Consider the following 21,045-nt stretch of genomic DNA (forward strand, 5'->3'; position numbering starts at 1 on the left):
CCGTCCCCGCTACTTCGCCAGCATGCGGATGCTCGTCGGGATCAGCTGGCCGGGTGCCTGGAACTCCGCGGCCTTCCCGAACGTGCGCACGACCTTGCCGGCGAACGGCACGATGTCCGCCTTGGCGATCAGGCCGGACTCCGCGGCGAGCCAGTCGCGGCAGCCGGCCACGCCCTGGGTCGTCATCGCGGCCTTGACGGCCTTGTCGTAGTCGGGGTCGGCGATCGCGGAGAAGTTGTTGCCCTGCGGTGACGCCGGTCCGGAGAGGAACGGCACGAGCTGGTCCGGGGTGCTGACGTTGAGCGAAACCCAGGTGACGTCCCAGTCGCCCGCCCCGAAGATGGTGCTGGTCAACGTGGTCTCGTCCGCGCTTCGGGCGGTGGCCTCGGCGCCGACCGCCTTCCACTGCTTCACCGCGAGCTCGGCCGCGGCGTCCCCGCTGCTGCCGTTGTTGTTCTGGTAGAGGAAGACCAGGGACAGCGGTTTGCCGCCCTTGGTGCGCTTGCCGTCGGCACCCGCCGTCCAGCCCGCCTGGTCGAGCAGCGCCGCCGCGGCCTGCGGATTGCTCGCCGGCAAGGCCTTGGACACCGAGTCACCGGGGCACGCGACGGGTTCGTTCGCGGCCAGCGTCGTCGCCGGGGTGCCCTGGCCGGACGTCAGCACCTTCTGCAGCTGGCCGAGGTCGAGGGCCTGGGTCAGCGCCATCCGGACCTTCGGGTCGGCGGTGACCCGGCCGGCGCCGTGGTTGTACCACTGCTCCCCCACCAGCGCCGGAGTTTCAGCGGAGTACAGCTTCGCCTTCTCGAGCCGATCCGCGTCGGGGCCCGCGATCTGCGCGGCGCTGAGACCGCCGGACAGCAGCAGGTTCGCCGCGGTCGTCTCGTTCTGCACCACCTTCACCACGACCGTCTTCGGCATTCCCTTGGTCGCGGTGGTCGCGCCGGAGGGACCCCAGGTGTAGCCGTCGCGCAGGGCGTACGTGTAGTGGTCGCCCGGTGCGGCTTCGACGAGCTTGTACGGACCGGTACCCGCGGTGGCCGTCTTCAGCGCGTCTCGCTTGGCGAGGCCGCTCGGGCAGACGATCGGCAGGTTGGCCAGTCCATTGAGGACGAACGGCGCCGGCTGGGCCAGGGTGACCGTCACCGTGCCGGCGGCGTCGTCGGCGACGGACTTGGCACCCGGTGGGAAGAAAGTACCGAGGAACGGGCTCTTGTTGTTCGGGTCGGTGATGAAGTCGAGGTTGTGCGCGACGTCGGTGGCGGTGAGCTTCGCCCCGTCGGCGCAGGTGATGCCGGGAGCCAGGGTGAGGGAAACCGTGGTGCCGTCGGCCTTCCACGTCTTGGCCAGTCCGGAGTGGACTTCCCCGGTCTTGCCGTCGACGCTGAGCAGCGCGTCGTAGGCGAACTGCGTGACGGTGAACAGCGAGGTTCCCGCACCCATCTGCGGATCGAGGTTGCCCGGGTCCGAGGAGAGCCCGAGGGTGAACGTGCCGCCGTCGACGACCGCGGCCTTCCCGGCGGGGTCCGAGGCGCCTCCGCAGCCGGTGAGCGCGGCGGCCAAGCCGAGGCACAAGCCGTAGGTGCCTGCTGTGGTCAGCTTCATGGCGGTTCCGTTCCGTGCGTTCCGGTGAAGGGGGTGGTCAGGCGCCGGCGCGGCGGACGGCCCGGCCGAGGTGGAGGTAGAGGGCGTGCCCGGAGCCGTCGTCGCCCAGGAAGGCGTGCGGCATGTGCATGCCGCGATCGGGCCGGACCGGGATCAGCATGTCTTCGCGGTAGTGGACGAGCTCGGTCCGCTCGGCCTTCGCGCCCATCTCCGCGAAGATCCCCTTGGGGACCTGGTCGATCCAGATGCGGCCGTCGTCGTCCTGGCTCACGGTGAGGTCGAAGACGTCGGCGGAGTACGTGCCGAGGTACCGCTCGGCGTCGATCCGCTCGGGTGACGCGGGCGGCGCCGGCAGCGCGGGCAACGCGAAGTCGGTGAGCTCGGCGAGGACGTGGCCCACGACGTCGCGGTACAGCGAAACGACGTCACCGCCGTTGGTCAGCAGGGCCACGGCCAGCCCGACCTCGGGCACCATCCGGAGGAAGGCGCCCTGGCCGATGGTGCTGCCGTCGTGGCCGATGATCGTCCCGGCCGGCGTGTCGAACCGCTCGAAACCCAGCCCCCACGACGTTCCCATGAGGCCGAGGTCGGGCAGCTCCACCTCCTTGGCGTGCATCCGCGCGGCGGTCCCCGGGGCCAGTACCCGGGTTCCGTCGCTCGCCACGCCATCTTCGAGGTGCATCCGGGCGAAGGTGACGAGGTCCCGCGGCCGCATCGCGAGCATCGAGCCGGCCGGCGCGTTCGACCGCGCCATCGCCCACATCGGGGCCGGGACGTACCCGGCGCCCGGCTCCGGCTCGACGTGACCGACCGCGGCCCGGAACATGATCGCCTCGTACGGTCCGGTCGCGGTGTGGGTCAGCCCGAGCGGCGCGGCGAGGTGCTCGCGCAGGCAGGCGTCGTACGGCTTTCCGCGCAGCACCTCGACCAGCCGGCCGAGCACGCAGAATCCCGCGTTGTTGTAGGAAAACCGCTCGCCGGGCGGGAACAGCTGCGGCGTCCCGGCGAGCGTCGCGACGTACTTCTCCAGGCAGTCGTCGCCGACGCCGGTGTCGGTGAAGATGTCGCCTTCGAACCCGGCGGTGTGGTCGAGCAGCTGCCGGACGGTGATCCGCGCGGCGGCCGCTTCGTCGGCGATGCGGAACTCCGGCAGGTAGGTGCGCACGGGCTCGTCGAGGTCGATCGCGGCCTCGTCGGCCAGCTGCAGGACCAGGGTGCTGGTCCAGAGTTTCGTGACCGACCCGATCTGGAAGACCGAGTCGGCGGTCGCTTCGACCCGGGTCGCCTTGCTGAGCAAGCCGGCGGCGCCGTCGACCACCCGGTCGCCCTGCAGCACGGCCCACGCCGCACCCGGGACATCGTGCTTCTGAAGCAGCAGAGGGAATCGCTCGTCGAGCCAGGCGCGGACGTCGTCAAGGTTGCTCATGCCGGACGATCCTAGGAATGACACGAATGCCGATGTTCGTCCTGGCCGACGAGCGGACGGCGTCGACTTGGTGGTTCCCGACGAACGGGAGTCCGGCTCGCGCGGGCGGTACCTCGATCGGGCGCGCGAGGTCGAGGTCAGGCGGCGGGCGGGGTCCAGTCGGCGGGCAGGCCGGACTGGGCCAGCAGCGTGGCGAGACTGTAGTAGTCCTTGTCGGTGGCGATCAGGCCGTGCCGCAGTTCGAGGATCGTCGTTGTCGGCACCGCGAACGGGGCCGGGGCGCCGTGGATGTGTCCCGAGTAGATCGTCTCGATGGCGACGTGGTCACCGCCGCGGAACGCATCCTTGACCGTGACGTGCACGTCGGCGATCAACAGGTCGGTACGCTGCTTCCAGGACGCCACCCCGTCCCGGCCCGTCGAGACCACGTTGACGGCGAAGTCGGTGTAGGTGGCGTCGGGGGTGAACAGCTTGGCCAGCGCCTGGGGGTCGGTGCCGCTCCACGCGGCGGCCCAGGCCCTCACGATGCCGGACGACCCGCGCCCGTCCTTTCCCTGGCCGGCGGCGGCGCTGCCACTCACCGCCGCGACGCCGAGGATGGCGGCCGCGAACACGGCCAGGACGCGCTTCACTGCGGAGATCTTCATTTTGGGTTCCTCACTGGGTTCGGAAGTGGTCGAGCAGTAGGCGGCCGGTTGGGAGCGGCTCACGGGACCAAAATGATCTTGCCGACCGCCGTGCGGCCGGAAGTTTCGGACAGCTCCAATGCCGCGGCCGCCTCGGACAGCGGGAAGCGGGCTGCGATCTTCGCCGTGAGCACGCCGTCGCGTAGCAGAGCGAAGATGTGCGACAGGTCGGTGCGCGTGCGGGTGCGGAACTCGGCTCGCTTGGGCGAGTCCGGCTTGCCCGCGCCGGCCCAGACGTTGTAGAAGCTCGCGTGCCTGCCGTTCGGCAGGTAGTTCCACGCCGCCAGCTTCGTGACCAGCCGGAGGAAGACCGGCAGCACCGGGCCCGTTTCGTCGATCTTGCTCGCGAGGCTGTACGACACCAGCGTTCCGGTGCGGTTCAGCAGCCGGTACGACAGATCGATGCTGGCGCCGCCCAGGTGGTCGAACACCGCGTCCACCCCCTCCGGGGCCAGTGCCCGGACCCTCGCGCCCAGGTCCGGGTCGCGGTAGTCGATCGGCTCCACGCCCAGCTCGCGCAGCGCCTCGTGGTGGCGTGGGGCGGCCGTGCCGATCACCCGGGCGCCGGCGTGGCGGGCCAGCTGCACCAGGATCGTGCCGACGCCGCCGCCCGCGCCCAGCACCAGCACCGTCTGCCCGGACTTCACCTTCGCGGTGCGGTGCAGCATCTGGTAGGCGGTCAACCCGTTGACGATCAGTGTCTCGGCGTCGTCCGCGTCGACGCCGTCGGGCACCTCGACCAGGTCGGCGGCGGTCAGCAGGACGGCCGTGGCCCAGCCGCCCGTCTTGGTCAGTGCCGCCACCCGGCGGCCGATCAGCGCGCGGTCCACGCCGGAGCCGACGGCCTCGACGACGCCGACGAGGTCGTAGCCGGGGACGAACGGGAACGCCGGCTGCGGGAAGTAGCGGCCCCGGCGCATGCCGGTCTCCGCGGCCGACACGGCGGTCGACTCGACCCGCACCAGGGCCTGGCCCGCCGCCGGCGCGGGCAGCTCACGCTGAACCACCCGCAGGCCGGACGGTTCGACCTTGCCCGGCATGACCACCTCGGTGACGGTCACGGTGGCGGTGTTCTTCTCGGTCACGGCCGGCTCCTCAACTTTGGCGACTGTGCGTCGCTCTGTTAATGTCCGTAACTATGCATCGCATCGTCATGTCGAGTCAACCCATAACTCGACGGAGGTTCCCGACGTGACCGAGCAGGAGCCGACCCGGCGCGACCGGTACCGGCAGCGGACCGTCGCCGAAATCAAGGAAGCGGCCATGGCCCAGGTGCGGGCGGGCGGACCGGAGACCCTGTCGCTGGCCGCGATCGCACGGACCATGGCGATGTCGGCACCGGCGCTCTACCGCTACTTCGCCGGCCGCGACGCACTGCTCACCGAACTGGCCGTCGACATCCACCTGGCGTTGGCCGGCGCGCTCGAAGCCGCCGCGGCCCGCGAAACCTCCCCCGAGTCACGGCTCCGGGCGGTCGCCGGCGCCTATCGGGACTGGGCGCTGGCCCGGCCCCACCTCTACCAGCTGGCCTGCGAGTCCCCTCACGGCTCCGCCGAGCGCGTGGTCCCGGCCGCGCGGCGAAGCATGAACGTGCTGCTGGACGTCGTCGCCGAAGTCGGCGACCCGCCGGAAGCCGAGATCCCCGCCGGACTGCGCGCACAGCTGCGTTGCCGGGACGGCGACGGCGGCCGCTCGGCCGGCGTGCTGCACTTCGGACTGGTGTGGTGGAGCAGGCTGCACGGCCTGATCAGCTGGGAGCTGGGGCAGCACACGGCGGCCACCGGGGTCGACCCCGCCCTGCTCTACCGGAGCGAGGTCGAGGCCATGGTGAACAGCCTGACGCCACGTTAAGGGGCATAACACGGCGACACTCCCGCCACAGTGCGACGGCCCGTTATGCTCGCCCGATGACCGACGAACCGCCGACGATGAACCGACGTGAGCGGCTGCGCGCCCAGACGCTCCAGGAGATCGAGGACACCTCGTTCGCGATCATCGACGCCGAGGGCGTGCACGCCCTGTCGATCGCGGCGTTGGCCCGGAACATGGCCATGTCCGCCCCGGCGGTCTACCGGTACTTCGCGTCCCGGGACGCGCTGGTGGCGCACTTGATCACCCTGTCCTACCGGCAGCTCACCGACGCCATGGCCCGAGCGGCCGAAGGCAGCAAACGGGCACCGCGCGCGCAGGTCGAGCAGCTGGTCACCGCGTACCGCGACTGGGCTCTGCGGCACCGGCGGCGCTACGGGATGCTCTTCAGCGAACGCGGCGGCGACGTCCCCGCCGACGCGACCGGACCCACCCCGCTCGACGCGGCCATGGCCCTGCTGATCGACGTGCTGACCGCGGCCCGGGAGCCCTCGACGACCGACGGCACCAGCGGCGACCGGACGCTCGACGGGCAGCTGAAGAAATGGGCCCGTGCGCAGGAACGGCCGGACACGAGTCCCCAGGTCGGCCGCGCGGCCATCGTGGTCTGGACGCGCGTGCACGGGATCGTGAGCCTGGAGCTCGCCGGCGTGCTCGACAACCAGAGCATCGAAGCCCAGCGGCTGATCAAGCTGGAGATCGACAGCGCCATCAAGTCCCTTTCCGCACCCGCATGACATCGGCGGTCTTCGCCCCAGGAGGTTGGGTCCGGCCGAGACCGACCGGCCGCCAGCGCGGCTGGGACCTGGCTTTCGGCGTCACGCTGGCAGCCGGGGTGGCCGCGAGCACCGTCCTTTCCGGCTACGCGGGCATCGATCCGGGTTCACTGCGGCCGGGCCGGGGCGAAGAACTCGCCTGGGCACTCGCCGTCGGCCTGCCCCTCTGCCTCCGCCGCAGCTTCCCCTTGACCGTGCTCGCGGCCTGCGTCGCCGCGCTCATCGGCCTGCAACTGCGCTTCGTCGGCGATTCCACGATCAGTTCGGTCTGCCTTTTCACCGCCTTCTACACCGTCGGCGCGTGGAGTCGTGACCGCTCTCGCGCGACCGTCACCCGAATCGTGATCATCGTGCTCCTCGCGGCCTATCTCGGCTACGCTTTCAGCTCGAGCACCTGGCCGGTTCTCAACGAACTGACCTCCGTACACCAACCCGGCGCGCTCCCGGCGATGACCGCGTCCGCGCTGTCCACGATCGGAACCAACGTCCTGTTCCTCGCCGGTGCCTGGATATTCGGCGACGCGTCATGGACGCAGACTCGCGAAAAAGCGGAACTGGACGAACGAAACCGCGAGCTGAAAGACGAACGTGAAGAAAACGCGCGCAACGCCGTGATCATGGATCGCCTTCGCATCGCCCGTGAACTACACGACGCCGTCGCGCACCACGTCAGCGTCATGAGCGTGCAGGCGGGCGCCGCCCGGATGACGGCCACCCGTGACCCCGCCGCCGTCGAGCAGATGCTCAAGTCGATCGAATCGGCCGGCCGCGACGCGATCGAAGAAATGCACCGCATGCTCGGCGTTCTTCGCGACAGCGGCCACCCCGGCCAGGAGGCGCACGTCGGCGTCGAGCAGCTCGCGACGCTGGCGGCACAACCCCGTGGCGCCCTTCGCACGACCTGCACGGTTTCCGGCGAACCACGCGAACTCCCTCCGTCCCTGTCCATCTCGCTGTACCGAATCGCCCAGGAGGCGCTGACCAACACCGTGCGGCACGCGAACGCTTCGAACGCCCACGTCACGCTGCACTACCACGAGACGGTGGTCGAACTGACCGTCGTCGACGACGGGCCGCCCACCGCGACCGCGGTCGCGCGGAAAGGCGGCGGCCTCGGCCACACGGGAATGCGGGAACGGGTCGCGCTCCACGGCGGCACCCTCCAGCTCGGCCCGGACGACCACGGCTACACCGTCCGAGCCCGGTTCCCGCTGTCATGACCAAGATCCTGCTCGCCGACGACCAGCACCTCATCCGCGGTGGCATCCGGATGATCCTGCAGAGCCAGGACGACTTCCGCGTCATCGGCGAGGCCGAAGACGGGGCGCAGGCCCTCGACCTGGCGAAAACCCTGAACCCCGACGTGGTGCTGATGGACGTCCAGATGCCGGGGCTCGACGGGCTCGACGCCACCCGGTTGATCACCGCCGCCTGCGACTGCGTGGTCCTCATCCTCACGACGTTCAACCGGGAGGACTACCTCTTCCAAGCGCTTCAAGCCGGAGCGAGCGGCTTCCTGCTCAAAACCGCCGCGCCCGAGGAGCTGATCCAGGCGGTCCGGGTCGTCGCGCGCGGCGACGCACTGCTGGCTCCGGAACTGACCCGGCGGCTGCTCGACCGGTTCGTCACGCGACCACCCGCGTCGCAACGGCCGGACCTGCTCGCCCTGCTCACCGAACGGGAAGAACAGATCCTCCGCCTCCTGGCCGGCGGAGCCAGCAATGCCGAAATAGCGGCGAAACTCTTCGTCGGTGAGGCGACCGTGAAAACCCACGTGTCCCGGGTCTTGAACAAACTCGGGTTACGCGACCGGGTGCAAGCGGTCGTCTACGCCTACGAAACCGGCGTCGTCAGCCCCGGGGACAACCCACCCTGACGGCCGGCGCGTCGGCGCGGACGGCACCGGCAGGGGCACGCCGTCACACGTGAGGTCCTGTTGCGGCACCACCTGGTCGACGATGAACGACTCCACGACGTCGTCCACGCACGCGTTGCCGAACGCGTAGAGGCCGTGGTCGCCCTCGTTGGTCACGGTCAGCATCCGCGATCCCGCGAACTGCCGGTGTGCCCGCAGTGCGCCCTCGATCGGGGTGGCCGGGTCGGTGACGGACTGCACCATCAGGATCGGCGGCACCCCGGCTCCGGTGGGCGTCTTCAGCTGGAGTGCGGGCCGATCCCAGAACGCGCACGGAGCCGCCACCACGTAACCGCCGACCAGCGGGTAGAGCTTGCCGAGCCGGGCGGACTCCCGGACCAGGAAATCGCGGTCGCCGCGGAACGGCGTGTCGTTGCACACCGTCGCGTACATCGTGGCGTTGACCGAATCCGGAAGCTTGCCGAGCGTCGGAGCCGGACCCTGGTGGTCCACCACGGTCCCGGCCAGGCGGGAGAACTGCTCGGCGGCACCGGGGAACGAGAACTTCGAGTACAGCGAGTCGAACAGCCACTGGTCGAAGGTGGCCGCGGTGAACGGCGCACCGTCCGCCTGCCGTTCCGGCTTCGCGACCAGTGCGGCACGGACCTTCTCGTAGCTCTGGCGGACTTCTTCGCCGGTCTTGCCGAGGTGGTAGAGCGAGTCGTACTTCGCCACCCAGGGCAGGAAGTCCGTGCGGAAGCGGCGTTCGAAGCCTCGGCCGAACTCGCCGAAGACCGTCTGGTAGCTCGAGGTGAACTCGGCGTTCGAGTCCAGCACGAACTTGCCGACGTGCTCCGGGAAGTACGTGGCGTAGTAGGCGCCCAGCCACGTGCCGCCGGAGTACCCGATCCAGTTGACCTTGTCCCGGCCCAGCAGCTGCCGCAGCAGGTCGAGGTCGCGGACGGTCTGCTCGGTGTTGACGACCTTGCCGAAGTCGCCGGACTCCGCCTGGCACGTCCGCGCCTGCTTCTCCGCGCTGTCGAACAGCAGCTTGACGTTCTCGGGGCTGCGATCGCGCGGGTCGGCGGAGCCGAGCCAGTCGTAGCCGCCGCACGAGACGGTGGTGCTCTCCCCGGTACCGCGCACGTCGATCCCGATGATCTCCTGGCTCGCCAGCAGCTTCGGCTGGTTCAGGAAGCTGAGCGGCAACGTCCGTCCCCGGCCGCCCGGTCCGCCGGGATTGGTCAGCACCGTGCCTTTCGCTTCACCACTCGTCGGCGGCAGCCTGGTCATGGAGATCGTGATGTCGCCACTCCGCGCGGCCTGCCGCCAGTCCCGCGGCGTCCGGTAGCTGCCGCACTGCAGCCGTTCGCCGCCGGGCGGCACGTCCGCCGGCAGGTGGGCCGGGTCGAAGCACGGCGTCCACGTGATCCGCTGGCTCAGAAACCGGTCCGGTACCGGCGCCGTGCCGTATCCGCCGGCCTCCGCGGCCGACGCACCGCCCGCTGCCGTGCCGACCAGCACGCCGGCCAGCGCGACGACGAGCACAGATTTCCCACGCATTGATTTCCCCTCGAGAAAGGTGATGGTCAGGACCGTGCACGGCGGATCACGCGTGTCCACAACGCGAGGTACCCGAGCGTGCCGGCGATGAAGACGACGAGCGCGAACGACTGCGACCACCCCAGGAGCGTGGCGATCGCGGTGAAGTCCACCTTCGTCAGGTCGTACTCGGGCAGCGGCGTGAAGATCGCCTGGAGGAACTGCAGCAAGAGGTCCACCGCGAACACGGCGACCAGCGGCGTCAGCACCAGCCGCAGGCGCCGGCCGGCGCGTCGGCGGACCGCCAGGAGCGACCACGCGATGACCTGCGTGACCAGGCACCCCCCGCAGCAGACCGCCACCTTCGACGGGACGCTCATTCCGCTCGCGTCGAAGTGGTTGCAGCCGAACCCGGCGGGCGCGCACCGCAGCTGGTAGGAGGCCTGGTGGTCACCGGCGAGCCACGCGACGGCGGTGTGCCCCAGTTCGTGGATGTTCAGGGCGGCGAACATGCCGGCCAGGACGGTCACGACGATCGCGGCGACCCGCAGGACGCGGCTTCCCGGCTTGTTCTCGTCCGCCGCTGACGCGGGGGCGGCGATCTGGTTTGCGGGCAAATCCTTGCCGTTGCCGGACATTCTGTCTCCGCGGATGAAGGGTGTTGCCGGCGATTCCGGCGCATGGTGCCACCGTAGGGACAGCCGGGCGCGGATTCGTCCGTCGCGCGACGGATAGCGCGGGTAGTCCTCGCGGCGGACCCGCTCAACGGCGAAAGCCTGGTGCCGCTGCTGACCGGCACCACACCGCCGGCCTGGCGCACGGTCTGGCTGGTCGAGCACCTACGAGGCGATCCGCGGCGCCACGTTCACCTACGTCGAGTACACCGACGGGACCGAGGAGTACTACGACCGGACCAAGGACCCGCAGGAACTGCACAACACCGCGGCCGAGCTGCCACCGGACACCGCGAAGCAGCTGCACGAAACGCGACCGCTTGCCAGCGCTGAAGCCGGTCTCGCCGGGGTGTTCCCTTTTGAGCGTTCTTGAGCGATAGTGGTCGAGTCTGAGTTTTACAACGTTGTAAACCTGCGGGAGGACCCGATGCGCGGGCGACTGTCCTGGGGAACTGCCTGGCTGGCCGCGGTGGGCCTGCTCGCGCAGGTCGCGCTCACCGGCGTCGCCGACGCGGCGGACGACACCGCCCGGCCGGCGACCGGGACGCACTTCCTCGACCACTCCGCCGCCCTCGCCGGGTACGCGGATCCCGCGTGGTACGAAGCGAACATCCCGTTCGTGGATCTGCCCGACGCCACCATGCAGAGCGTCTACTACTACCGGTGGCGCGTCTTCAAGGAGCACCTGCGGTACACGAACCCCGTCGACGGCTGGATCTCGACGGAGTTCCTCGACTGCTGCGGCTATGCCGCGCCCTACCAGGCGATCAACGCGGCCGCCGGGCACCAGCTGACCGAGGGGCGGTGGCTGCGCGACCCGAGCTACGGCCAGGACTACCTCCGGTTCTGGCTCACGGGCCCCGGCGCCGGCGCCAAGCCCGCCACCGACGACGTCAACGCCGACACCACCGACTGGGCGCACGAGTACAGCGTCTGGCTGGCCACTTCGGCCTACGGCCAAGCCCAGGCGACCGGGGACTTCGCGCCGTTGCGCGAACTGCTGCCGGCGCTCGTGCGCCAGTACTGCGGCTGGGACAAGCAGTTCAACACCGAGCTCGGCCTGTACTGGTCGGTGCCGGTGTGGGACGCCATGGAGTTCTCCGCGTCGTCGTACGAGTCGCCCAACCCGTACCACGGCGGCGCCGGCTACCGGCCGACGCTCAACTCGTACCAGTACGGCGACGCCGTCGCGATCAGCCGCATCGCCGACTCGGTCGGCGACCACAAGCTCGCCGCCGAGTACGCCCAGCGCGCCGCGAAGCTGAAGACGTCGCTGCAGAGGTGGCTGTGGGACCCGAAACGCGGCTTCTACTACGCGATGGCCCGCGACGACAACCCGAGTCACCAGCTGTCGGGCAGCCGGGAGCAGATCGGGTACCTCCCGTGGATGTTCGGCGCCGCCCAGCCGGCCGACAGCACGGCGTGGTCCCAGCTGCTCGACCCCGCCGGGTTCGCGAGCGCCTTCGGCCCGACCACCGCCGAGCGCCGGAGCCCGTTCTTCATGAAGGACGCCGGTTCCTGCTGCCGCTGGGACGGGCCGAGCTGGCCCTTCGCGACGTCGCAGACCCTGACCGGCCTGGCGAACCTGCTGGACGACTACCCGGCCCAGCGCACGGTGTCCAAAGAGGACTACGCCGCCGCGCTCGCCACCTACGCCCGCACGCAGACCAAGGACGGCAAGCCCTACGTCGCCGAAGCCCACGACCCGGACCGCGACGCGTGGATCTACGACGGCCGGAACCACAGCGAGGACTACAACCACTCCACCTACACCGACCTGGTGCTGTCCGGCCTGCTCGGCCTGCGCCCGCAGACCGGGAACACCCTCGAGGTCCGGCCGCTCACACCGTCCACATGGGACCACTTCGCGGCCGAAAACGTGCCGTACCACGGGCACGACGTCACCGTGCTGTGGGACCGCGACGGCACGCACTACGGCCAGGGCGCCGGGATGCGGCTCTACGTCGACGGAAAGCTCGTCCAGCGGTCCCCGGCACTGCGGAACACCAGCATCGACGTCGGGCGCACGCTCGTCCCGAAGTCCGACGACCTGGTGAACGACGCCGCCAACCCGCTGCGCACCGGCTACCCCCAGCCGATCACCTCCTACACCTCCCCCTACGACACCCCGTGGAACGCGCTCGACGGCAAGGTCTGGTACAGCGAGGTCCCGGAGAACACCCGGTGGACCAACTACGGGTCGCCGAACCCGAGCGACTTCTACGGCGTCGACTTCGGTTCTCCCACAACGGTTTCCGACCTCCGGTGGAGCGGCTACGACGACGGCGGCGGAGTCCGGCCGGCCGCCGCGTACCGGCTGGAGTACTGGACCGGCTCGGCCTGGCAGGAGATCCCCGGCCAGGTCCGGGCACCCGCGAGCCCGGCCGGCAACGGCGTCAACCGCGTCACGTTCCCCGCGCTGACCACCAGCAAGGTCCGGCTCGTGTTCACCAACCCGCCGGGCGCGTTCGTCGGCGTCACCGAACTGGAGTCCTGGACGACGTCGAGCCCGGACGCCCGGATCACCGCCGGCCCCGCCAACGCCAACGGCGTCGTGACGGTCAACGGGAGCACGCCGCTGACCGTCACGGTGCGCAACACGACGTCGAGCCCGCTCGTCTCCCCGCGGGTGAGCCTCGCCGTGCCGGACGGCTGGACGGTGACGTCCACCGGACGGCCTGCCGCCGTGATCCCGCCCGGCCAGGCTCGGACGTGGACCTATGCGCTGACGGCACCACCCGGCGCCGAGCCGGGCAGCAAAGCCACGTTGACCGCCACGGCGTCCTACCGCGGTCCCGGTGGCCGCGTGGAAAGCACGCACCAGCGCCAAAACCTCCAGATCGCGCACCCGGCGGGCCAGAAGGACCCCGTCGGCGCCTGGAACCTCGACGAGGGCAGCGGCACCGTCGCCCACGACACCGCGGGCGCGCACGACGCCAGCCTGACCGGCTCACCCAGCTGGGTGCCCGGCGTGACCGGCACCGCCCTGCAGCTCGACGGCTCGAGCCAGTACGCGGAAACGAGCGGTCCCGTCCTGGACACGACCGGCAACTTCTCGGTCGGCGCCTGGGTCCGGCTGGACCGCACGGGCTCCTGGGCGACGGCGGTCAGCCAGGACGGCAACCCGAGCAGCGGGTTCTACCTCCAGTACTCCGCCGCCGACGACCGCCTGGCGTTCTCGACGAGTGCCGGCCGCGCGCTGTCGGACGTCGCCCCGCAACCGGGCCGCTGGTACCGGCTGGTCGGCGTGCACGACGCCGACGCGGGCACCTACGTCCTCTACGTGGACGGCGTGGCGCAGGCCAAGACCTGGAGCCAGCCCAGCGGGGACGCCGCCCCCGGCCCGCTGGCGATCGGCCGCGCGGTGTCCGGCGGGAACCACAGCGACCTGTGGCCGGGCAGCGTCGACGACGTCCGGGTGTGGAACCGGGTCCTCACCGCGGGTGAGGTCAGCGGGACACCGTGACCGGGGCCGACAGCACCGCCGCGAGGCCCTCTCGTAGATCTTCGACGAAGTACCCGGGAACCTCGAGCGAAGGGAAATGTCCCCCCTTTTCGGGCGCCCGCCAGCGGACGATCCGCCGGTACCGCTCCTGTGCCCAGGGGCGCGGGCACTTCTCGATGTCGCGGGGATACATCGTGATCGCCGACGGGACGTCGACCCGCAGTTCGGGGTCGAGCGAGTTGTGGCTTTCGTAGTAGATGCGGGCCGCCGACGCGCCGGTCCGCGTCAGCCAGTACAGGGTGACGTCGTCGAGCACGCGGTCCAGGGAAATCGTCTCGAACGGGCTGTCCTCGGTGTCCGACCACTCGGCGAACTTGTCGAGGATCCAGGCGAGCAGCCCGACCGGTGAGTCGACGAGCGAGTAGCCGATGGTCTGCGGCCGCGTCGCCTGCTGCTTCGCGTACGCCGCGCGGTGGTGCCAGAAGTCGTGGGTTTCCTCGGTCCACCGGCGCTCGAGCGCGGTCAGCCCGTCGGTCGGCAACCCGGGCGGTCCCTCCGCGAACGTCGTGTGGATGCCGAGGACGTGCGCCGGGAACCGGCCGCCGAGCACCGTGGTGATGTTGCCGCCCCAGTCGCCGCCGTGGGCCGCGAACCTGGCGTAGCCGAGCCTGCCCATCAGTTCCACCCAGGCGGCCGCGATCTTTTCGGTTCCCCAGCCGGTGGTGGCCGGCTTGTCGCTGTACCCGAACCCCGGCAGCGACGGGACCACGACGTGGAACGCCGGCGCGTCCGCGTCCGCCGGGTCCGCCAGCTCGTCCACCACGTCGACGAACTCGGCGACGCTGCCCGGCCAGCCGTGCGTCAAGACCAGCGGGACGGCGTCCGCGCGCGCGGACCGGCGGTGCAGGAAGTGGATGCCCAGCCCGTCGATTGTCGTGCGGAACTGGCCGATCCGGTCGAGGCGCGCTTCGAACCGGCGCCAGTCGTACCCGGTGCGCCAGTAGTCGACGACGTCGGCGAGGTCGGCGAGCGGAACGCCCTGGTCCCAGCGGCGACGGCCGGGTGCGGCGCGGTGGACCGTCTCGGCCTCGGGCAGCCGCGCGGCGGCCAATCGCGCACGCAGGTCGTCGAGGTCGGCGTCGGTCGCGTGGGCTTCGAATGCTCGGACGTCGCTGGGCATGAGTCCTCCTGTTCGTTGCGGAACCGGCTTAGACGGTTCTAACAGGCCACCCCGTCTTCGCGCAACCGGCTAAGGTGGTTCCATGCCTGCTGGGTTCCCCGACTTCCGCCTCGGTAGCGTGCTCGCGACGAGCTTCACGGCGACGCTGACCGAGCGTCGCGGCGACGCCGTGGAGCGCATTCCGACGCCGCGGCGGCTCGCCGACTGGCTGGCGGTGAGCGGTCTCGCCGTCGACTCCTGCACGACGGCCCAGCTCGACCTCGCCCGGGAGCTGCGGGAGTCGATCCACGCCGCCGCGACCGCGGCCGCGACCCAGGAAGCCCTCCCGGCGTCCGCGGTCCGGGTCATCAACGAGCGCAGTGCGCAGGGCCGGGCGGCGGCGATCCTGACGCCGGACGGTAAGCGGCGGTGGCAGCTCGGCTCGGCGTCCTGTGTGGAAGACGCCCTCAGCGTGATCGCCGCCGACGCGATCAGCGTCATCTCGGGCGAGCGGGACGGAAAACTGGCCTTGTGCGCCTCGCCGACCTGCCGAGCCGCCTTCTTCGACACCAGCCAGAGCCGCACCCGCCGGTGGTGCGACATGAACACGTGCGGGAACCGGCAGAAGAAGGCGCGCTTCCTGGCCAACCAGCGCAAAGCGGAGTGATCCACCCCCGCGATCGCGCGTGGTGGCTTCCGCGCCGCGGCTGAGGAAGCGGCTGACGATGCCGCTGCTGTGGCCGCCGTTCCGCGACGTGCCGACGTCGAAGACGCTCGACGACCTCAAGCGGCTGACCGAGGAGATCATGCCGAAGGTCGCCGCCGCTTAGGTGCTACGGGCGCTCGAGTGCGGCCAGCAGGATCGCCCGGGCCGAGCCGGCCAGTACCTCCGCGGCCCGCTCGCGGTCGAGGCCCGCGATGTCGGTCAGCCACACCAGCGACTCGATGCCGCTCGCCGAGCGGATCGCGACCGCGAGGTCGCGCACGTCGATCCGTGGGTGGGTGGCCGACAGCGGTGCCAGCGCCTCCTCGATCCAGCGGATCGCGCGGCCTCGGCGCAGGACCGGCTGCGGGGCTCCCGGCTCCAGTGACAGCCGCAGCTGGGCTCGCAGCTGCGGCTCCCAGCGCAGCGTGAACGCGATGAACGCCCGCAGCACCAGGTCCAGCCGCGCGGCCGGGTCCGCCGGGGCGTCGGCCGGCAGCAGGCCGGCGTCGTCGTCGATCTCCGGGTACGCGGCCAGCAGCAGGGCCCGCTGGTTGGGGAAGTACCGGTACGCCGTCGTCCGCGAGATCCCGGCGGCCTCGGCCGCGTCCTCGACCGCGGGAGACCGGCCTTGCGCGAGCAGCTCGTGCGCGGCCGTCACCAGTGCGGCCCGCGTCCGGCTCTTCTGCCGGCTGCGGCCCGTGGACTCATATGGCACTTCCATGCCATCATGGTACTCCAGTCCCACGAAGGAGGCGGCCATGACCGGCGACCCGGTGGACACGAATCCCGAGCTGTACCAGGTGGTCTTCGAAAACGAGCGGGTCCGGGTGCTGGAGTACCGCGACCGGCCCGGCGACCGGACCGCGCCGCACCGGCACCCCGACTCCGTGATGGTCACGCTCAGCGCCTTCCGCCGCCGGATCCACTCCGGCGGCCGCGAGGCCGGCGTCGACCTGCCCGCGCACGCCGTGCGCTGGGTCGGGGCCCAGGAACACTCCGGCGAGAACGTCGGGGACACCCCGACGCATTCGCTGTTCGTCGAGCTGAAAGAACCCTCGCCCACCGTCTCCCCGGACATCGCCTTGGGCCCGGCCGGCTCCGGCGTGGAACATCTACAGTAGTGTAGATCTTCTACATGGATGTCGTTGAACGGAGAGACCGGCGTGGACGGCGGAGTCATCGACGGCGGCTGGTACCTGGACCTGCTGTCGTTCGCCCGGGAAACCCCGTGGCTGAACGGGTTCTTCGAGGTCTTCACCAACGCCGGGCTGGTGCTGTACGTGCTCGCCTTCGCCGCGGTGTGGTGGCGCGGCCGCGGTGACGCCGGGCGGACGGCGGCCGCGCTGTGGGTGCCGATCGCCGTCGCGCTCGCCTACGGCTCCAGCACGCTCGTCAAGTTCGTCGTGCGGGAACCACGGCCGTGCATCCGGTACCCGGCCGCGCCGACCGTGTCCCCGTGCGACTTCGCGACGGACTACTCCTTCCCGAGCAACCACGTGACGATCGCCGTGTCCGCCGCGGTCGCCCTGCTCCTGGCCGATCGCCGGCTCGGCGTCGCCGGGCTCGCGGTCGCGGCGGCGATCGGCTTCTCGCGGGTCTACCTCGGCGCGCACTACGTCCACGACGTGCTGGCGGGCGCAGTCCTGGGCGCGCTCGTGGCACTCTGCGGACTCCTCGTGCGCACACCGCTGACGGCGCTGGTCGCCCGATCGCGGCTGTTCTCACCCGATTTTCATCTTCACCGGGGAAAGTGAGGGTGGCGGAAGGGAGCCGGGAGTGCATCTGGTCGTGGTCGACGACGAGGAGGCCGTGCGGGACTCGCTGTCGCGGACACTGCGGTTCGAGGGGTACACCGTCTCGCTGGCCGCGGACGGCGCCGCCGGCCTCGAGGTGATCCGGGCCGAGAAACCGGACGGTGTCGTCCTCGACCTCATGATGCCGGTGCTCGACGGCCTGGACAGCTGCCGCGTCCTGCGCGCCGAGGGCAACTTCGTGCCGATCCTCATGCTGACCGCGCGCACCGGCGTCACCGACCGGGTCACCGGGCTCGACGCCGGCGCCGACGACTACCTCGTCAAGCCGTTCGCGCTGCGGGAGCTGCTGGCGCGGGTGCGGGCGCTGCTGCGGCGCGTCGAGTACGACACCCCGGCCCGGCCGGCCGGCGGCTCCGTGCTGACGTTCGCCGACCTCGTCCTCGACCCGGACACCCGCGAGGTCCGCCGCGGTGATCGCCCGGTCCGGCTGACCCGCACGGAGTTCGCGATGCTGGAGGCGTTCCTGCGGCATCCGCGGATCGTGCTCACCCGCGCCGCGATGTTCGACCGGGTCTGGGGCTACGACTTCGGCACCGCGTCGAACGGCCTCGACGTCTACGTCAGCTACCTGCGCCGCAAGCTGGAGGAACGCGGCGAACCGCGGCTGCTGCACACCGTGCGCGGCGTCGGTTACGTGCTCCGGGAAGAGCCGCTGTGAAGATGCGGGCGCGGTGGCGCGAACAGTCGCTGCGCACCCGCCTCGCCGTGCTGGTGGCGCTCGCCGTGGCGGTCGCCGTCGTGGTGACGTCGTCGGCCGCGTGGCTGCTCACCCAGACCAACCTCTACCAGCAGTTCGACACGCAGCTGCAGACCTACGCCCAGGTGGCGGCGAAAGCCGCGTCGCCGGCCGACGCGCTGGCGACCCTGCGCACGGTCGAACGGCGCGACTTCGGCCTCGAACCCGACGACGACCCCGGTCCCGCCGCCGGCCGCGGCGACGTCGTGGCCGTGCAGTTCCTCGACGCCGACGGCACGATCGTCGGCACGGCCGGCGCGGCGACGCTCCCGGTCGGGCCCGAGACGGCGCTGGTGGCCGCGGGCGTGCTGCCGCAGGGCTCCGGCGTCGTGAAGATCGACGGTGACCGGTACCGCGTCCTGAGCGTGGCCCGGCCCGGCGGCGGCGTCGCGCAGGTGGCGAGCAACTCCGAAGGACTGGACCGGACCCTCGCCAAGCTCGGCGTCTGGCTCACGCTGGCCGGCCTGATCGGCATCCTGGGCTCGGCGCTGGCCGGCCGCGCGGTCGCCCGCACGGCGCTGCGTCCGGTCGACGACCTGACCGTCGCCGCGGAGGACATCGCCCGCACCCAGGAGCTCTCGTCCGGCATCACCGTCACCGGCAAGGACGAGGTGGCCCGGCTCGCCGAGGCGTTCAACAAGATGCTCACGGCACTGGACCGCTCGCGCGACGAGCAGCGCCGGCTGGTGCAGGACGCCGGCCACGAGCTGCGCACCCCGCTGACCAGCCTGCGCAACAACATCGAGCTGCTGATCCACGCCGAGCGCCAGTCCAGGGCGCTCCCGGCCGACGACCGGGCCCGGCTGCTGGCCGATCTCGACGTCCAGTCCGTCGAGCTCACGACGCTGATGGAAGAGCTCGTCGACCTGTCCACCGGCGAGCACGAACCGGAGCCGGTCGACCGGATCGACCTGGCGGACGTGCTGGGCGCGGCCATCGAGCGCGTCCGGGCCCGCTCACCGCACGTGCGGTTCACGATCGAGGTGGCCGAGGCGGTGGTGGACGGCCGGGCGGCGGCGCTGGAACGCGCGGTGCTCAACGTCCTCGACAACGCGGCGAAGTGGAGCCCGCCCGGCGGGACGGTGACCGCGGTGATCGAGCCCGGCCCCGGCGACGCGCGGATCGTGGTCTGCGACGAGGGCCCGGGAATCGACCCCGCCGACCTGCCGCACGTGTTCGAGCGCTTCTACCGCGCCGAGGCGGCCCGGGCGCGGCCCGGCTCCGGGCTCGGGCTGGCGATCGTCGCCCAGGTCGTCTCGCAGCACGGCGGCACCGTGCGGGCCGGCCGCGCCGACACCGGCGGAACGCGGCTCGAGCTTTCCTTGCCCCGAGCCGTTTCCTGACCGGACGCCGGGATCTACGCTTCCCGCCGGGTGAGTACCAAGGGGCCGTCCTCGGTGATGGCGACCGTGTGCTCGGAGTGCGCCGTGCGCGATCCGTCGGCCGAGCGGATGGTCCAGCCGTCGGGGTCGAAGACGATCCGGTCGGTCGTGCGCGCGAACCAGGGTTCGAGCGCGACCGTCAGCCCCGGCCGGAGCTTCAGGCCGCGCCCGGCCGTGCCCTTGTTGGGGATGTGGAGGTCCTCGTGCATGGTGCGGCCGATGCCGTGGCCGCCGAACTCGGTGTTGACCGGGTAGCCGTAATCACTGGCCACCGCCCCGATCGCCGCCGAGATGTCGCCGAGGCGGTTGCCCGGGCGCGCCGCGTCGATCGCCGCCTCCAGCGCTTCTTCGGTGGCGCGGATGATCCGCAGGTCCTCCTCGGCGGCGGTGCCGACGACGACCGTGCGCGCCGAGTCGGCCGCCCAGCCGTCGATGCTGACCGCGAGGTCCGCGGTGACGACGTCCCCGTCGCGCAGGGTGTAGTCGTGGGGCAGGCCGTGCAGGACGGCGTCGTTGACCGACAGGCAGATGACGTTGCGGAACGGGCCCTTGCCGAAGGAGGGCGCGTAGTCCCAGTAGCAGGACTCCGCCCCGCGCCGCTTGATCATGCCGCGTGCGTGGTGCTCCAGGTCCATCAGGTTGACGCCGACGTCGGCGAGCCGCCCGACCTCGGAGAGCACCTCGGCGACGAAACGCCCGGCCACGTGCATGCGCTCGATCTCGGCGGGCGTCTTCAGTTCGATCACGAAAACCTCGCGGTTCAAGGTGCCGGCAGGGTGATACCGGCTGGTTGATGCTTGCCGGTATAACTATACCAGTCGCCCCTCGGGGCATGATCCGCTTCGCGTCGTCAGAGGGACTCGTATTCGTCGCCGTCCTCGTTGAGCACCACGTAACCGGGCGATACCTCGGTCAGGCACCGGCTCAGCGCCGCCAGCAGCTCCTCGACGGCGACGTCGCCGAGTCCTAGCTCCGCGGTGACCTCGGCGCGGAGCTCGTCGATCTGCGGCTCGTCCGCCTTCAGCTCGGCGTAGGAAGACTCGAAGGACGCGCGCATCGCATCGACGTCCGGGGCGTCCGACACGACGTCCTGCCAGGTCGGCACACCGACGACCAGGCGGACCGCGCCCGCCAGGTCGTCGGCGAGGATCCCGGCGGAGCCTTCGGAGCCGGCGTAGAGCACGGGTCCGTCGTCGCAGACGAAGAACGTGCCGCCCGCGGCGTCGCCGGCGACCACCCGCAACTCGCCGCCCGATGCCGGCCGCACCGGTTCGACGGGGTCGAGGCGGGCGATGTCGAAGTCGAAGACGTCCGCCAGCAGTGCGGCGGCGCGGGCGTTCTCGCGAATGCGCTCGAGCATGGCGGAACGATAG

General features: G+C 71.1%; 20 protein-coding genes and 1 pseudogene. 11 read left to right on the top strand and 10 right to left on the bottom strand.

Features of this window, described 5'->3' with window-relative positions; translation table 11 throughout:
• Positions 1-9: 9 nt before the first annotated feature.
• From ACZ7PG_RS22380 to ACZ7PG_RS22395, 4 genes are all read right to left on the bottom strand, one after another.
• Positions 10-1,602, bottom strand: coding sequence for an ABC transporter substrate-binding protein (locus ACZ7PG_RS22380; protein ID WP_470241024.1), 1,593 nt, complete (start codon positions 1,600-1,602; stop codon positions 10-12).
• Between the two features lie 37 nt (positions 1,603-1,639).
• Positions 1,640-3,028, bottom strand: coding sequence for a serine hydrolase domain-containing protein (locus tag ACZ7PG_RS22385; protein ID WP_470241025.1), 1,389 nt, complete (start codon positions 3,026-3,028; stop codon positions 1,640-1,642).
• 137 nt (positions 3,029-3,165) lie between these two features.
• Complete coding sequence (locus tag ACZ7PG_RS22390) at positions 3,166-3,675, bottom strand: nuclear transport factor 2 family protein (protein ID WP_470241026.1); 510 nt, start codon at positions 3,673-3,675, stop codon at positions 3,166-3,168.
• 59 nt (positions 3,676-3,734) lie between these two features.
• Positions 3,735-4,754 carry a medium chain dehydrogenase/reductase family protein gene (locus ACZ7PG_RS22395; protein ID WP_470242378.1) on the bottom strand — a complete coding sequence of 340 codons (1,020 nt, stop codon included), beginning with the start codon at positions 4,752-4,754 and terminating at the stop codon, positions 3,735-3,737.
• 151 nt (positions 4,755-4,905) lie between these two features.
• On the opposite strand from ACZ7PG_RS22395, the gene ACZ7PG_RS22400 reads away from it, so the two are divergent.
• From ACZ7PG_RS22400 to ACZ7PG_RS22415, 4 genes are all read left to right on the top strand, one after another.
• Positions 4,906-5,565, top strand: a complete 660-nt coding sequence (locus ACZ7PG_RS22400) for a TetR/AcrR family transcriptional regulator (protein ID WP_470241027.1) — start codon at positions 4,906-4,908, stop codon at positions 5,563-5,565.
• Between the two features lie 56 nt (positions 5,566-5,621).
• Positions 5,622-6,320, top strand: a complete 699-nt coding sequence (locus tag ACZ7PG_RS22405; RefSeq protein ID WP_470241028.1) for a TetR/AcrR family transcriptional regulator — start codon at positions 5,622-5,624, stop codon at positions 6,318-6,320.
• Between the two features lie 98 nt (positions 6,321-6,418).
• The gene (locus ACZ7PG_RS22410) at positions 6,419-7,579 is read left to right on the top strand and encodes a sensor histidine kinase (RefSeq protein ID WP_470241029.1); all 1,161 of its coding nucleotides are present in this window, start codon (positions 6,419-6,421) and stop codon (positions 7,577-7,579) included.
• Positions 7,576-8,235, top strand: coding sequence for a response regulator (locus tag ACZ7PG_RS22415; protein ID WP_470241030.1), 660 nt, complete (start codon positions 7,576-7,578; stop codon positions 8,233-8,235). Before ACZ7PG_RS22410 ends, ACZ7PG_RS22415 begins: the two co-directional genes overlap by 4 nt.
• On the opposite strand, the gene ACZ7PG_RS22420 is transcribed toward ACZ7PG_RS22415, so the two are convergent.
• Both ACZ7PG_RS22420 and ACZ7PG_RS22425 read right to left on the bottom strand, forming a co-directional pair.
• A complete protein-coding gene (locus ACZ7PG_RS22420; protein ID WP_470241031.1) occupies positions 8,161-9,777 on the bottom strand; it encodes an alpha/beta hydrolase in 1,617 nt (538 codons plus the stop codon). The genes ACZ7PG_RS22415 and ACZ7PG_RS22420 overlap by 75 nt on opposite strands.
• Positions 9,778-9,803: 26 nt before the next feature.
• Positions 9,804-10,394, bottom strand: a complete 591-nt coding sequence (locus tag ACZ7PG_RS22425; RefSeq protein ID WP_470241032.1) for a hypothetical protein — start codon at positions 10,392-10,394, stop codon at positions 9,804-9,806.
• A gap of 463 nt (positions 10,395-10,857) precedes the next feature.
• On the opposite strand from ACZ7PG_RS22425, the gene ACZ7PG_RS22430 reads away from it, so the two are divergent.
• Positions 10,858-13,896 (top strand): MGH1-like glycoside hydrolase domain-containing protein, encoded by a 3,039-nt coding sequence (locus tag ACZ7PG_RS22430; protein WP_470241033.1) that lies wholly within the window; start codon positions 10,858-10,860, stop codon positions 13,894-13,896.
• Here the strand turns inward: ACZ7PG_RS22430 and ACZ7PG_RS22435 are convergent.
• Entirely contained in the window at positions 13,880-15,055 is a 1,176-nt protein-coding gene (locus ACZ7PG_RS22435; protein ID WP_470241034.1) for an epoxide hydrolase family protein, read from the bottom strand. The two genes, ACZ7PG_RS22430 and ACZ7PG_RS22435, sit on opposite strands and share 17 nt — an antisense overlap.
• 82 nt (positions 15,056-15,137) lie before the next feature.
• Between ACZ7PG_RS22435 and ACZ7PG_RS22440 the strand changes: the two genes are divergently transcribed.
• Positions 15,138-15,701 carry a CGNR zinc finger domain-containing protein gene (locus ACZ7PG_RS22440; protein WP_470241035.1) on the top strand — a complete coding sequence of 188 codons (564 nt, stop codon included), beginning with the start codon at positions 15,138-15,140 and terminating at the stop codon, positions 15,699-15,701.
• 52 nt (positions 15,702-15,753) lie between these two features.
• A pseudogene (locus tag ACZ7PG_RS22445) lies at positions 15,754-15,864 on the top strand (LLM class flavin-dependent oxidoreductase); the annotation flags it as partial.
• A gap of 3 nt (positions 15,865-15,867) precedes the next feature.
• On the opposite strand, the gene ACZ7PG_RS22450 reads toward ACZ7PG_RS22445, so the two are convergent.
• Positions 15,868-16,461: a TetR/AcrR family transcriptional regulator gene (locus ACZ7PG_RS22450; protein WP_470241036.1), complete on the bottom strand. Its 594-nt coding sequence runs from the start codon at positions 16,459-16,461 to the stop codon at positions 15,868-15,870.
• A 37-nt stretch (positions 16,462-16,498) separates the two neighbouring features.
• Between ACZ7PG_RS22450 and ACZ7PG_RS22455 the strand changes: the two genes are divergently transcribed.
• Genes ACZ7PG_RS22455 through ACZ7PG_RS22470 form a run of 4 tightly spaced genes read left to right on the top strand, consistent with a single transcriptional unit; the run spans position 16,499 to position 19,633 of the window.
• The gene (locus ACZ7PG_RS22455) at positions 16,499-16,861 is read left to right on the top strand and encodes a cupin domain-containing protein (protein WP_470241037.1); all 363 of its coding nucleotides are present in this window, start codon (positions 16,499-16,501) and stop codon (positions 16,859-16,861) included.
• Positions 16,862-16,879: 18 nt separating this feature from the next.
• On the top strand, positions 16,880-17,494 hold the full coding sequence (locus ACZ7PG_RS22460) for a phosphatase PAP2 family protein (RefSeq protein ID WP_470241038.1): 615 nt from the start codon (positions 16,880-16,882) through the stop codon (positions 17,492-17,494).
• 22 nt (positions 17,495-17,516) lie between these two features.
• Positions 17,517-18,212 (top strand): response regulator transcription factor, encoded by a 696-nt coding sequence (locus ACZ7PG_RS22465; protein WP_470241039.1) that lies wholly within the window; start codon positions 17,517-17,519, stop codon positions 18,210-18,212.
• Positions 18,213-18,214: 2 nt separating this feature from the next.
• Entirely contained in the window at positions 18,215-19,633 is a 1,419-nt protein-coding gene (locus tag ACZ7PG_RS22470; protein ID WP_470242379.1) for an ATP-binding protein, read from the top strand.
• Between the two features lie 14 nt (positions 19,634-19,647).
• Here the strand turns inward: ACZ7PG_RS22470 and map are convergent, their stop codons facing one another.
• Both map and ACZ7PG_RS22480 read right to left on the bottom strand, forming a co-directional pair.
• A complete protein-coding gene (gene map / locus ACZ7PG_RS22475) occupies positions 19,648-20,418 on the bottom strand; it encodes a type I methionyl aminopeptidase (RefSeq protein ID WP_470241040.1) in 771 nt (256 codons plus the stop codon).
• Between the two features lie 104 nt (positions 20,419-20,522).
• Positions 20,523-21,032, bottom strand: coding sequence for a hypothetical protein (locus tag ACZ7PG_RS22480; RefSeq protein ID WP_470241041.1), 510 nt, complete (start codon positions 21,030-21,032; stop codon positions 20,523-20,525).
• Positions 21,033-21,045: the final 13 nt, after the last annotated feature.

This window comes from Amycolatopsis sp. NPDC114504 (genome assembly GCF_055633595.1).

Excerpts from the sequence above, each read along its gene's own strand:
- ACZ7PG_RS22380 (WP_470241024.1), bottom strand. The coding sequence starts at position 1,602 with ATGAAGCTGACCACAGCAGGCACCTACGGCTTGTGCCTCGGCTTGGCC.
- ACZ7PG_RS22385 (WP_470241025.1), bottom strand. The coding sequence starts at position 3,028 with ATGAGCAACCTTGACGACGTCCGCGCCTGGCTCGACGAGCGATTCCCT.
- ACZ7PG_RS22390 (WP_470241026.1), bottom strand. The coding sequence starts at position 3,675 with ATGAAGATCTCCGCAGTGAAGCGCGTCCTGGCCGTGTTCGCGGCCGCC.
- ACZ7PG_RS22395 (WP_470242378.1), bottom strand. The coding sequence starts at position 4,754 with ATGCCGGGCAAGGTCGAACCGTCCGGCCTGCGGGTGGTTCAGCGTGAG.
- ACZ7PG_RS22405 (WP_470241028.1), top strand. The coding sequence starts at position 5,622 with ATGACCGACGAACCGCCGACGATGAACCGACGTGAGCGGCTGCGCGCC.
- ACZ7PG_RS22415 (WP_470241030.1), top strand. The coding sequence starts at position 7,576 with ATGACCAAGATCCTGCTCGCCGACGACCAGCACCTCATCCGCGGTGGC.
- ACZ7PG_RS22420 (WP_470241031.1), bottom strand. The coding sequence starts at position 9,777 with ATGCGTGGGAAATCTGTGCTCGTCGTCGCGCTGGCCGGCGTGCTGGTC.
- ACZ7PG_RS22425 (WP_470241032.1), bottom strand. The coding sequence starts at position 10,394 with ATGTCCGGCAACGGCAAGGATTTGCCCGCAAACCAGATCGCCGCCCCC.
- ACZ7PG_RS22430 (WP_470241033.1), top strand. The coding sequence starts at position 10,858 with ATGCGCGGGCGACTGTCCTGGGGAACTGCCTGGCTGGCCGCGGTGGGC.
- ACZ7PG_RS22435 (WP_470241034.1), bottom strand. The coding sequence starts at position 15,055 with ATGCCCAGCGACGTCCGAGCATTCGAAGCCCACGCGACCGACGCCGAC.
- ACZ7PG_RS22440 (WP_470241035.1), top strand. The coding sequence starts at position 15,138 with ATGCCTGCTGGGTTCCCCGACTTCCGCCTCGGTAGCGTGCTCGCGACG.
- ACZ7PG_RS22450 (WP_470241036.1), bottom strand. The coding sequence starts at position 16,461 with ATGGAAGTGCCATATGAGTCCACGGGCCGCAGCCGGCAGAAGAGCCGG.
- ACZ7PG_RS22455 (WP_470241037.1), top strand. The coding sequence starts at position 16,499 with ATGACCGGCGACCCGGTGGACACGAATCCCGAGCTGTACCAGGTGGTC.
- ACZ7PG_RS22460 (WP_470241038.1), top strand. The coding sequence starts at position 16,880 with ATGTCGTTGAACGGAGAGACCGGCGTGGACGGCGGAGTCATCGACGGC.
- ACZ7PG_RS22470 (WP_470242379.1), top strand. The coding sequence starts at position 18,215 with ATGCGGGCGCGGTGGCGCGAACAGTCGCTGCGCACCCGCCTCGCCGTG.
- ACZ7PG_RS22480 (WP_470241041.1), bottom strand. The coding sequence starts at position 21,032 with ATGCTCGAGCGCATTCGCGAGAACGCCCGCGCCGCCGCACTGCTGGCG.